Genomic DNA, 11937 nt, shown 5'->3' with positions numbered 1-11937 from the left:
CACTCGCTCGCCGACGCGGTCAAGGAGCACGGGCGCGTGGAGCCTGCCGAGGCCGCGCGCATCGGACTGTGGGTGCTGCGGGCGCTGCGCGCCGCGCACTCCGCCGGGGTGCTGCACCGGGACGTCAAGCCGGGCAACGTGCTCCTCGGGCACGACGGCCGGGTGCTGCTGACCGACTTCGGCATCGCCCAGATCGAGGGCGACACGACGATCACCCGCACCGGCGAGGTCGTCGGCTCGGTCGACTACCTCGCCCCCGAGCGGGTGCGCGGCCACGACCCGGGCCCGGCCTCCGACCTGTGGGCGCTCGGCGCCACGCTGTACACGGCGGTGGAGGGCCGCTCGCCGTTCCGCCGCACCTCGCCGCTGTCCACCATGCAGGCGGTCGTCGAGGAGGACGCGGCCGAGCCGCAGTTCGCCGGTCCGCTCGGACCCGTCATGGCGGCGCTGCTGGCCAAGGACCCGGCCCGGCGGCCCGGCGCGGCCGAGGCCGAGCAGATGCTCGCCGAGGCGGCCGAGGGACGCCGGTCGGACGCGGCCCAGGCGTACGTCCCCACGCAGCACGCGGGCGGCCCCTACGAGACACGCACCGGCACCGGTACGGGGCCCTACCCCACCGGTACCGGCCCGCAGACCGGGTCCGGGACCCCGTATCCGCCGCTGACCGGACCCACCGCCGTCGGGCCCACCGGCATCGGCCCCGTGCCCGCCGCCCCGCCGAAGCGGCGGCGTCTGCGCACCTTCGTGCTGGCCGTCGCCCTCGCGGTGATCGTCGCCGGCGGTACGGCCGTGGCGCTGCAGAAGTGGAACCAGGGGCGGCAGTCGGACGCGGGCGGGACCTCCCAGTCCCAGTCCCCGAGCCCGACGCCGTCGGCCACGTCCACCGGCGGCTCCGAAGGAACCGTTCCCGCCAACTGGTTGAGGTACCCGGACCCCAACGGCTTCACCGTGTACCTCCCGCCCGGCTGGAAGCGCACGGAGGTCACCGGCACCGGCGACGTCGACCCCGACCTCCACCAGGTGGACTACTCGCCGGACGGCGGCAAGCACTTCGTGCGCATCGCCATCGACACCTCGCCGGACTTCGCCGACGTCACGCAGCACCAGAAGGATCTGGAGCAACAGCTGCAGAAGCTCGTCGCCTACCACCGCGTCCAGCTGCAGAAGAACCTCTACCGCGACCGGAACGGCTCGGTGTGGGAGTACACCTGGACCGCGCTGCCCAAGGACACCAGGTTCCCGGGGCCGCGGCGCGCCATCGAGGAGACGTACATCTCCCGCGACGGCAGCGAGTACGCGATCTACGTGTCCTCGCCCGCGGCCGACTGGGCGCAGTCCGCCAAGTGGTTCAAGGCCATCCTGCAGGGCTGGCAGGAGAAGACCGCGCCGTAGCGGGTTGGCCGGTCACCGCCCCGGAGGCGGTTCGTCCGGTGCGGCATGATGGGGCGCATGGGGACCGAGGGGGCAGGCGTCCGTGTCATCGCGGGCCGGTATCGGCTGGGGACGCGGCTCGGACGCGGCGGCATGGGCGTGGTGTGGCGGGCGACCGACGAGCTGCTCGGCCGGCAGGTGGCGGTCAAGGAGATCCCCCTGGACCTGGACGACACCGCCTCCGCGGAGGAGGTCCGCCGCCAGCGCGACCGCGCCCTGCGTGAGGCACGGGCGGTGGCCCAGCTGCGCCACCCGCACATCATCGTCGTCCACGACGTCGTCGAGGACGACGAACGACCGTACATCGTCATGGAGTTGATCGACGGCGGCTCCCTCGCCGACCGCATCGCCGCACGCGGCCCGATCGAGCCGCGGGAGGCCGCCCGGATCGGCATCGGCCTGCTCAGCGCGCTGCGCACGGCGCACGGGGCCGGCGTCCTGCACCGGGACATCAAGCCCGCCAACGTCCTGCTGGAGGCCGGCACCGACCGGGTCGTCCTCACCGACTTCGGCATCGCCCAGGTCGCGGGCGCCACCACGCTCACCGAGACCGGGTCCTTCGTCGGCTCGCCCGAGTACACCGCACCGGAGCGGATGTCGGGCGCCAGGACCGGGCCGGAGTCCGACCTGTGGTCGCTGGGGGCGCTGCTGTGCACCGCCCTGAGCGGCGAATCCCCCTTCCGGCGCGACTCGTTGGGCGGCATCCTGCACGCCGTCGTCTTCGACGAGATCCGCCCGCCCGCGCAGGCCGCCCCGCTGCTGCCCGTCGTACGCGGCCTGCTGGAGCGCGATCCGGACCGGCGGCTGGACGCGGAGCAGGCCGAGCGGATGCTGCGCGCCTTCCGCGACACCGGCCGCACCCCGGAGCTGCCGCCGTCCGACTACACCCCCACCCAGCGTGACGTGCCCCGCCGGCCCCCGCTGCCGTCCCCGCCCGCCCCGGCCTCGGCGCAGACGGAGAACGGGCGCTCCGCCCGGGGCGTGCTGATCGCCGCCGTGCTGGTCGCCGCGATGGCCGGGGCCGGGGTGTCGGCGGCGGCGCTGCTGATGCACCGGGGCGGCGGCGACGGGGGCGGTACGCCGTCGAGCACGGGTCCGGGTACGTCGGTGAGCGCGTCGCCGACGCCGAGCACCCGGCGCCCGTCCGCCACCCCGAGCCCGTCCGCCACCGCCGCCACGACCGCGAAGGGCCCCTCCGCGCCCTCCGGTTACCGGGTCGCCGACGACCCGGCCGGCTTCGCCCTCGCCGTACCGGAGTCCTTCACCCGCGAGCCGCAGGGGGAGCGGATCTTCTACCTGTCCCCGGGCGGAACCTTCCGGCTCGGCATCAAGACCGCCGACCCGCAGAAGGGCGGCCCGCTCGCGGTGATGCGGCGTTCGGCCGCCGAGGGCCCGGACACCAACCCCGGCTACCACGACGGCAAGGTCACCCCGGCCACGCACGCCGGACACCCCGCCGCCCTGTGGGAGTTCACCTGGAACGGCTTCAGCACGGCGGAGGGCCCCCGGCACACCTACGACCTGTGCTGGGAGGAGGGCGGCCGGATGTACGACGTGTGGGTGTCGGCGCCGGTCGGCAAGGTGCGGGAGGCGAAGGAGTACTTCGACGTGGCCGTGGACACCTTCGCGGGCAGGTCCTAGGTCACGGGTCTGTGACCGGAACCGGCCAACGCTGGATGCGCGGGCGCATGGCGCGATATGGATGACCTCATGAGCGCCAACGGGGGCGTCGGCCACGAGTCCGACGACACGACGAGCTTTGTCCTGCAGCCTCCCGTGCCCCGGCCGTCCCGGCCCGCGCGGCCGGAACCCGGCGCGGACCGGCTCATCGCCGGCCGGTACCGGCTGCTCGGCAAGCTCGGGCACGGCGGCATGGGCACCGTGTGGCGGGCCAAGGACGAGACCGTGGACCGCGAGGTCGCCGTCAAGGAACCGCGCGTCCCGGACCACCTGCCCGAGCGGGAACGGGACAAGGTCTTCGAGCGGATGCGCCGCGAGGCCCGCGCCGCGGCCCGCCTGGACCATCCGGCGGTGGTCACCGTCCACGACGTGGCCGTGGTCGACGGGCGGCCGTGGATCGTGATGGAGCTGGTGCGGGGCCGCTCGCTCGGCGACGCCCTGCAGGAGGGCACGCTCGGGGCGCGGGAGGCGGCCCGGATCGGCCTGGAGGTGCTCGGCGCGCTGGAGGCCGCGCACGCGGCGGGCGTCCTGCACCGTGACGTCAAGCCGGACAACATCCTGCTCGGCCGGCACGGCCGCATCGTGCTCACCGACTTCGGCATCGCGCAGATCGAGAGCGAGACGAACCTGACCGACACCGGGGGCTTCGTCGGCTCGCCCGAGTACATCGCGCCGGAGCGGGTGCTGGGCCAGCGGCCCGGCCCGGCGTCCGACCTGTGGTCCCTCGGCGTCGTCCTGTACGCGGCCACGGAGGGCGTCTCCCCGTTCCGCCGCAGCAACACCCCGGCCACGCTCCAGTCGGTGCTCAACGCGACGCCCGCACCGCCCGCATCGGCCTCCGGCCCGCTGGCGGAGCTGATCACCGGCCTGCTGCACAAGGACCCCGCGCACCGGCCCGACGCCGCCCGGGTGCGGGCCCTGCTGGAGGCGGCCGCGAACCCGCCGGCGCCGGTGCCGACGCAGCAGGTCGCGTACGCCGACCCGGGTTCGGCGGGCGCCGGGCGCGGCGTCCGGCTGGGCCGCGGCGCGCTGCTGGGCGGGGGCGTTGCGGCGGTGGTCGCGGCGGCGCTGGCGTACGTCCTGATCGCGAACCCGTTCGCGGGCCCGCTGCCCGACGGCTGGGCCAGGCACCACGAGAAGGACGTCACGGCGACCCTTCCCGTCCCGGACGACTACCGCAGGTCGGTGCCGGGCAAGGACGACAAGACCCACTGGGTGGCCTACAGCGACGCGAGCGGCGCCATCACCGTCGGCCTGACGGTGACCCGGAAGACCGACGACGACGCGTACGGCATCAAGGGCTCCGCGGCCGCGCAGATGTACGACGACGACGGCACGTTCAAGGAGTCCGGCGACTACAGCCTCCAGATGCCGGAGGGCCCGCGGACCGACACGCGGCCGTCCCTGACCTACCACGGCCGCAAGGCCGCCCAGAACACGGTCACTTACACCACCGACGACTCGCAGAACCCGCTGCCGCGCGAGGCCCAGATCTTCTACTACCGGTCGACGGCTGGCGACATGTACAAGCTGACGGTCGTCTACCCGAACAAGAGCGACTTCACGGACAGAGGGCGCGAGGTGGCGCGGATCGTCCTGGCGAACTGGGACGTGGACAAGCTCTAGGCGGGCGCGGGCCGGCTGCGGTACATGCCCGGTGTCATTCCGAACTCCCGCTTGAACGCGTGCGAGAGGGCGTACGGCGTCCCGTACCCCGCCTCCCGGGCCACCGCCGCGAGCGGGGCGTCCGTGGCGCGCAGCCGGGTCGCCGCCAGCGTCAGCCGCCACCACGTCAGGTACGCCATCGGCGGCCGGCCGACCAGGGCGGTGAAGCGGCGGGCCAGTGTCGCCCGCGACACCCCGGCGTGCGCCGCCAGCCGGTCGTTGGTCCACGGGGCCGCCGGGTCGGTGTGCAGGGCGCGCAGCGCGGCCGTCGTCACGGGATCGCTCAGGACCGCCGGCCACGCTCCCGTCTCCGCCCGCGCCATCCACGCCCGCACCATGTAGACCAGCAGCAGGTCCAGCAGGCTCGGCAGGGCCAGGCACGAGCCCGGGCGCCGTTCGTCCAGCTCGCGGGCCAACAGGTCGACCGCCGCGCGGAGTTCGGGGTAGGCGCCGACCCGGTTGGGCAGGTGCACGACCTGCGGGAGCTCCGCCAGCAGGGGGTGCACGCGGCTGCTGTCGAGGCGGTACTTGCCGCACAGCAGCTCCACCTCGGCCCGCCCGTCGGGATCGCGTGGCGGGCGGCGCATCTCCTCGAACGGCACCGCGGCGGCCGTGTCCCCGGGCGAGTCCGCGAGCACATGCCCCGCCCCGTGCGGCAGCAGGACGACGTCCCCGGCGCCCAGCGTCACCGGCTCACCGCCCCCGTCCGGCCGCAGCCAGCAGCGGCCCGCCAGGACGACGTGGAACCCGGCCCCCTCGTACGGGGCGAGCCGCGTGCACCACGTGCCGCCCACCCGCAGCCGGTTGGAGGAGGGCTGTCCGATGCGTACGGCGGAGATCGCGTCACTCACCACGTCCATGAGACAGCAGCGTATCGAAGTGAGCCGAAGAAGCATTGGAAGGCTCATGCCCGCGCTTCTAGCGTGAAGGACATGGCTGATGACAACACGCAGGGCTTCATGATCGGTGACGTCGAGGTCCGCAGGGTCCTCGAATGGCGGGCGCCCTACGCGCCCGCCCGCGAGCTCGTCCCGGGCGTCGAGGCGCAGGTGTGGGACGGCAACCGCCGATGGCTGAGCCCCGACCACTGGGACCCGCAGACCGGCCGCGCGGTGGTCGCCCTGCAGACCTGGGTGCTGCGCAGCGCGGGACGGACCGTGCTCGTGGACACGGGCGTCGGGCACGGGCGGGAGCGGCCCGGCAACCCCTTCTTCCACCGGCAGGGCGGTGAGGGTCTGCCCGCGCGGCTGGAGTCGCAGGCCGGGGTGCGGCCCGAGGACGTCGACCTGGTCGTCAACACCCACATCCACGGCGACCACGTCGGCTGGAACACCCAGGACGTGGACGGCACCTGGACGCCCACCTTCCCCGGGGCCCGCTACCTCCTGCCCGCCGCCGACGACCACCACTTCGGCCCGCGCGGCGGCTACGGCGGCGGCCTGCGCCCCGACGACCGGCTGATCTACGAGGACAGCATCGCCCCGGTGCACGCGTCCGGGCAGGCCCTGCTCTGGGACGGGTACCACCGCATCGACGAGAACCTCACCCTGGAGGCGGCCCCGGGGCACACCCCGGGCTCCTCCGTGCTGCGCGTGGCCTCCCGCGGCGAACGCGCCGTCTTCGTCGGCGACCTGCTGCACAGCCCGGTGCAGATCCTGCATCCCGAGTGCAGCAGTTGCTTCTGCCTGGACCCGGAGCGGGCCGCCGCCAGCCGCCGGCGGGTGCTGGAACGGGCCGCCGACGAGCGGGAGCTGGTGGTGCCCGCGCACTTCGGCGGCGCCGGTGTCGTCGAAGTGCGGCGCGAGAAAGGCGCGTTGGAGGTGGCCGGCCGCACGCCATAGGGGCGCCCCGCGTCGACAAGGCCGCACCGCGCACGGTAGTCATGAGACATGAGTGCAGGCGGTGAACAGACGCGCGAGGGCCGGCTGCTCGGTGGACGCTACCGGCTGACCGAGCGCATCGGCTCCGGCGGCATGGGCACCGTGTGGCAGGCCCACGACGAGCTCGTGGACCGGGACGTCGCCGTCAAGGAGCCCCGGCTGCCCGGCGACCCGCGGGACGAGCACCGGCAGCGGGCCGCCCACCGCCTCCACCGCGAGGCCCGCGCCGCCGCCCGCGTCGACCACCCGGCCGCCGTCTCCATCCACGACGTGGTGGTGGAGGAGGACGGACTCCCGTGGATCGTCATGGAGTTGGTCCGCGGTGAGTCCCTGCACGAGGTGCTGCGGCGCGGCCCGGTGGACGCCCGGGAAGCGGCCCGTATCGGCCTGGCCGTCCTCGGCGCCCTGGGTGCCGCGCACGCCGTCGGCATCGTCCACCGGGACGTCAAGCCCGCCAACGTGCTGCTCGGCCCGCACGGCCGCGTCGTCCTCACCGACTTCGGCATCGCGCATGTGCAGGGTGAGGAATCCCTCACGATGAGCGGGGAGTTCGTCGGCTCGCTGGAGTTCATCGCCCCGGAGCGGATGTCGGGCCGCGGCGCCGGTCCCTCCTCCGACCTGTGGTCGCTGGGCGTCCTGCTGTACGCGGCCGTGGAGGGGGCCTCACCGTTCCGGCGTACGACGGTGGAGTCCACCCTGGCCGCGGTCATCGCCTGCGAGCCGCCCGAACCGAAGCAGGCGGGGCCGCTCCGGCCGCTGATCGCACGGCTGCTGCTGAGGGACCCCGAACAGCGGCCCGGCGCGCGCGAGACGGAGGCCGTGCTGGAGGCGGTGGCCGAGGGGTGGCCGGTGCCGGTCCTCGCCGAGGGCGAGGTGACGCAGGCTCAGGAGGCGTCGTTGCTCGAGGAGTTCGGCGAGGACGCGGGGACGGTGCGGCTGGGCGGCGGCGTGCCGGCGTCGCAGGCGGCGCCCCCCGAGCCCGTACCGGAGCCGGAGGCGGCGCCCCCAGAGCCCGTACCGGAGACCGCCGCCACCACCACCGTCGCCCCCGCCCCGAGGCGCCCCGCCCCACGTCGTCGTGCCGTCCTCGCCGTGGCCGCCGTCGCGCTCGTCGGGGGCACCTGGTTCGCCGCCTCCCGGTTCGCCGGGCCGGCCGGTGAGTCCGTCACCGAGCACACCGCCACCTACCGGTCGGCCCCGGCCCGCGCGACCCCTGCCGCCACCGCGTCCCCCTCCACCGGCGCCTGGGTCGCCCACCGCCCGGACGACATGGACGCCGTCCTCGTTCTCCCCGCCGCCTACAAGGAGTCCGCCCGCGAGGGCGGCACCGGCGGCCGGCCCCGGCTCGTCGTCTACGACACCGGGCTCGTCCAGGTCCGCCTCACCGAGTGGGACCGGGCCCCCGGCACGCCGCTGGACGCGGCGAAGAAGGCCTTCGACACCTGGAACGGCGCCCACCGCGACGCGAGCGGTTCGCAGTACCGCACCTCCCACCACGGCCTCGACGCGGCCGTCGCCGACACGACGTACGGGCTGAAGCAGACCCCGACCCGGGTCGTGCAGCTCTTCCTCGTCACCGCGGACGACCGCATGTACGAGCTGCGGGTGGACATGCCGAAGGGAACCCCCGGCGAGCGCGAGGGCATGGCGGTGTTCAAGGAGGCCCGTGACCGCCTCGTGATCGGAAAATCCGGGACCACGGCCAGCCTCGCGCGCCCAACGCCCTGATCAGCGCAAACCTTGCCAGTGACCACTGGCGCCGTGTGAGTACTCGGTGAAGCCGCGTTACCGACGGGTACCCAAAGGCTCCGCCGCGGCATACCCTGCGCCTCATGACGGACGCGCAGGCCCCGGCCAAGACCGGCACCAATCCCCTCGCCCCCGCACCGGAGGGCGCCCGTACCGCCGCCGACGTGGTCACCCCCGAGCTGGTCGCCCAGCTCACCAAGGGTGTGGTCGGCTCCGGCCGCACCGCCAACCACACGCCGTTCACCGGCGAGAAGCTGGCCGACCTGCCCGAGTCCACGCCCGCGGACGTGGAGCAGGCCTTCCAGGCAGCCCGCCGCGCCCAGGCGGTGTGGGAGCAGACGCCGGTACGGCAGCGCGCCGCCGTCCTGCTCCGCTTCCACGACCTGATCCTGGAGCGCCAGGCGGAGGTCCTGGACCTCATCCAGCTGGAGACCGGCAAGGCCCGGCTGCACGCCCACGAGGAGGTGCAGGCCGTCGCCGTCGCGGCCCGCCACTACGGCCGCAAGGCCCCCTCCTACCTCAGGCCCAAGCACCACGCCGGCGCCATGCCCACCCTGACGCGCGTCACCGAGCTGCGTCACCCGCGCGGAGTAGTGGGCCAGATCGCCCCCTGGAACTACCCGCTGGAGCTGTCGGTCGGCGACGCGCTGCCCGCCTTCGCCGCCGGCAACGCCGTCGTCATGAAGCCGGACACCGAGACCTGCCTGACCGCGCTGTGGGCCCGCGACCTGCTCATCGAGGCGGGACTGCCCGCCGACGTCTTCCAGGTCGTCATCGGCGACGGCCCGGTCGTCGGCCCCGAGATCGTCAAGCACGCCGACTACGTCTCCTTCACCGGCTCCACCCGCACCGGCCGCGAGGTCGCCCAGGGCGCCGCCGCCCGCCTGGTCGGCGTCTCCCTGGAACTCGGCGGCAAGAACGCCATGCTGGTCCTGGAGGACGCCGACATCGAGAAGGCGGCCGCCGGCGCCGTCCGCGCCTGCTTCTCCTCCGCCGGCCAGCTGTGCATCTCCATCGAGCGGCTCTACGTCCACGAGTCGATCGCCGACGCCTTCCTGGAGCGCTTCGCCGCCCGCACCCGGGCCATGCGGCTGGGCAGGTCGCTGGCCTACGGCGCCGACATGGGCTCGCTGGTGGGGGAGCGGCAGCTGGAGACCGTCACCCGGCACGTCGACGAGGCCGTCGCCAAGGGCGCCACGCTCGTCGCCGGCGGGGTCGCCCGCCCGGACATCGGCCCGTACTTCTTCGAGCCGACGATCCTCGACGGCGTCACCGAGCCGATGGCGGTGTGCACCGAGGAGACCTTCGGCCCGGTCGTCTCCGTCTACCGCTTCGGCACGGAGGACGAGGCGATCGAGCAGGCCAACGCCACCGCGTACGGCCTGAACTCCTCGGTCTGGACGAAGAACGGCTCCCGCGGCCGCGCGGTCGCCGCCCGCCTGCGCACCGGCACCGTCAACGTCAACGAGGGCTACGCGCCCGCCTACGGCAGCGTCCAGTCGCCGATGGGCGGCATGAAGGACTCCGGCCTCGGCCGCCGGCACGGCTCCGAGGGCATCCTCAAGTACACCGAGGCCCAGACGGTGGCCCAGCAGCGGCTGCTCCCGATGGCCCCGTCGCTGGGGATGGACGACGAGAAGTACGCCGCGTTCATGAGCCGCAGCCTGCGGCTGATGAAGGCCCTGCGCTTCAAGTAGGCACACCCGTTCCCGACCACCCGTTCTCGACGAGGAGAGCACGTGCCACAGGACACCTACGACTACGACGTCATCGTCGTCGGCTCCGGCTTCGGCGGTTCCGTCACCGCGCTTCGCCTGACGGAAAAGGGCTACCGCGTGGGTGTCCTGGAGGCCGGCCGACGCTTCACCCGCGAGAGCCTGCCGAAGAACTCCTGGGACCTGAAGAACTACCTGTGGGCCCCCAAGCTCGGCATGTACGGCATCCAGCGCATCCACCTGCTGGGCAACGTGATGGTCCTGGCCGGCGCGGGCGTCGGCGGCGGCTCGCTCAACTACGCCAACACCCTCTACGTCCCGCCGAAGCCGTTCTTCGACGACCCGCAGTGGCGTGACATCACCGACTGGCAGGAGGAGCTGAAGCCGTACTACGACCAGGCCCGGCGCATGCTGGGCGTACGGCTCAACCCGACCATGACCCCCTCCGACGTCCACCTGAAGGCGGCGGCGGAGCGGATGGGCGTCGGCGACACCTTCCACATGGCGCCGGTCGGCGTGTTCTTCGGCGACGGCGAGGACGCCGACGGCACGGCGAAGGCCAAACCCGGCGAGCAGGTCGAGGACCCCTACTTCGGCGGCGCCGGGCCCTCCCGCAGGGCCTGCACCGAGTGCGGCGAGTGCATGACCGGCTGCCGCCACGGCGCGAAGAACACCCTCAACGAGAACTACCTGCACCTCGCCGAGAAGGCGGGCGCGGTCGTGCACCCCATGACCACGGTGGTCTCGATCACCGACGACTCCCTGGGCGGGTACGCGATCGCCACCCTGCCCACCGACGACCGCCGCAAGTCCTCCAGGGGCCGCGTCTTCAAGGCCCGCCGGGTCGTCGTCGCGGCCGGCACCTACGGCACCCAGACCCTGCTGCACCGCATGAAGGCCAGCGGCCGGCTGCCCCACCTCTCGGACAGGCTGGGCGAGCTGACCCGCACCAACTCCGAGGCCCTGGTCGGCGCGCAGACCGACAGCCGCCGCTACCGCAAGGCCACCGGCGAGCCGAAGGTCGACTTCACCCGCGGGGTCGCCATCACGTCCTCGATCCACCCGGACGAGAACACCCACATCGAACCGGTCCGCTACGGCAAGGGCTCCAACTCGATGGGCGGCCTGTCCATCCTCCAGGTGCCCTACGCCGAGGGCTCGTCGAGGGCGCTGGCCTGGCTGCGCAACGCCGCCCGCCACCCCCTGCTCGTCCTGCGCTCCCTGTCCAACCGCCGCTGGTCGGAGCGGACCATCATCGGCCTGGTGATGCAGTCGCTGGACAACTCCCTGACGACGTACCTGAAGCCGGACGGCGTCGGCAAGGGCCTGCTCACCGCCCGGCAGGGCCACGGCGCCCCCAACCCCAAGCAGATCAGGGCCGCCTCCGAGGCCGCGTCCGTGATCGCCGCGGACATCAACGGCTTCGCCGGCTCCAACGTCGGCGAACTGATGGGCACCCCGCTCACCGCCCACTTCCTGGGCGGCTGCCCCATCGGCTCCTCCCGGGAGACCGGCGTCATCGACCCGTACCACCGCCTCTACGGCCACCCCGGCATCTCGGTCGTCGACGGTGCCGCGGTCTCCGCCAACCTGGGGGTGAACCCGTCCCTCACCATCACCGCGCAGGCGGAGCGCGCGATGTCGTACTGGCCCAACAAGGGCGAGGAGGACCCGCGTCCGGCGCAGGGAGAGGCGTACCGGCGTCTCGCGCCCGTCGAGCCGAAGAGCCCGGCGGTCCCGGCGGAGGCGTTCGGCGCGCTGCGGCTGCCGTTCCTCGGGATGCCCGCGGTGCCGCCCAAGAAGTGACGTGAGAACGG

The 11937-nt window shown here is 73.8% G+C and carries 8 protein-coding genes; 7 read left to right on the top strand and 1 reads right to left on the bottom strand.

Annotated elements, in window-relative coordinates; genetic code table 11:
* The 3 genes from M8J74_RS36330 to M8J74_RS36320 all read left to right on the top strand — a co-directional run.
* Positions 1-1392, top strand: a 1392-nt coding sequence (locus M8J74_RS36330) for a protein kinase domain-containing protein (protein ID WP_249840516.1), incomplete at its 5' end; no start/stop codon positions are given.
* Between the two features lie 57 nt (positions 1393-1449).
* The gene (locus M8J74_RS36325) at positions 1450-3072 is read left to right on the top strand and encodes a serine/threonine-protein kinase (RefSeq protein WP_249840515.1); all 1623 of its coding nucleotides are present in this window, start codon (positions 1450-1452) and stop codon (positions 3070-3072) included.
* Between the two features lie 69 nt (positions 3073-3141).
* Complete coding sequence (locus M8J74_RS36320) at positions 3142-4737, top strand: serine/threonine-protein kinase (RefSeq protein ID WP_249840514.1); 1596 nt, start codon at positions 3142-3144, stop codon at positions 4735-4737.
* Here M8J74_RS36320 and M8J74_RS36315 read toward each other — a convergent pair.
* Complete coding sequence (locus M8J74_RS36315; protein ID WP_249840513.1) at positions 4734-5636, bottom strand: AraC family transcriptional regulator; 903 nt, start codon at positions 5634-5636, stop codon at positions 4734-4736. The genes M8J74_RS36320 and M8J74_RS36315 overlap by 4 nt on opposite strands.
* Before the next feature lie 72 nt (positions 5637-5708).
* Between M8J74_RS36315 and M8J74_RS36310 the strand changes: the two genes are divergently transcribed.
* From M8J74_RS36310 to M8J74_RS36295, 4 genes are all read left to right on the top strand, one after another.
* Positions 5709-6617, top strand: coding sequence for an MBL fold metallo-hydrolase (locus M8J74_RS36310; RefSeq protein ID WP_249840512.1), 909 nt, complete (start codon positions 5709-5711; stop codon positions 6615-6617).
* Between the two features lie 48 nt (positions 6618-6665).
* Positions 6666-8384, top strand: a complete 1719-nt coding sequence (locus M8J74_RS36305) for a serine/threonine-protein kinase (RefSeq protein WP_249840511.1) — start codon at positions 6666-6668, stop codon at positions 8382-8384.
* Between the two features lie 104 nt (positions 8385-8488).
* Complete coding sequence (locus M8J74_RS36300) at positions 8489-10102, top strand: succinic semialdehyde dehydrogenase (RefSeq protein ID WP_058923706.1); 1614 nt, start codon at positions 8489-8491, stop codon at positions 10100-10102.
* 42 nt (positions 10103-10144) lie between these two features.
* Positions 10145-11926 carry a GMC family oxidoreductase N-terminal domain-containing protein gene (locus M8J74_RS36295; protein WP_249840510.1) on the top strand — a complete coding sequence of 594 codons (1782 nt, stop codon included), beginning with the start codon at positions 10145-10147 and terminating at the stop codon, positions 11924-11926.
* Positions 11927-11937: the final 11 nt, after the last annotated feature.

Origin of the sequence: Streptomyces panaciradicis, assembly GCF_023516615.1 — a bacterium.
GTDB classification, from domain to species: Bacteria; Actinomycetota; Actinomycetes; order Streptomycetales; family Streptomycetaceae; genus Streptomyces; species Streptomyces panaciradicis.
This window is presented reverse-complemented; position numbering and strand designations above follow the sequence as displayed.